This window comes from Mesorhizobium sp. M1A.T.Ca.IN.004.03.1.1 (assembly GCF_003997555.1).
Taxonomy (GTDB): Bacteria; Pseudomonadota; Alphaproteobacteria; order Rhizobiales; family Rhizobiaceae; genus Mesorhizobium.
Map to the genome: position 1 here is coordinate 1 of NZ_RZTV01000823.1, position 248 is coordinate 248.

General features: G+C 63.3%; 1 protein-coding gene. It reads right to left on the bottom strand.

Translation table 11 applies throughout. From position 1 onward, the window contains the following. The coding region (locus EOD29_RS33975) for an NAD-binding protein (RefSeq protein WP_164764051.1) at positions 1-248 on the bottom strand (248 nt) is incomplete at both ends.

A 248-nucleotide genomic window follows, 5' to 3' on the forward strand; every position in this document is an offset into this window, starting at 1 on the left:
CTGCTGAGCGGCGTATAGTCTCCGGCCAGCACATGCGGCACGCGGTTTTCGAACATCCACGAATTGCCGGCCGAGGCGGTGATAACCTCATAGACCTTGTCGAGGTCGAGGCCCTGCTTGGCGGCAAAGGTGATGGCCTCGCAGGCGGCGGCGATGTGCACACCGGCAAGAAGCTGGTTGATCATCTTGAAGGCAGCGCCCGTTCCGGCCGCGTCGCCGAGTTCGTAGACCTTGCCGGCCATGGCGTT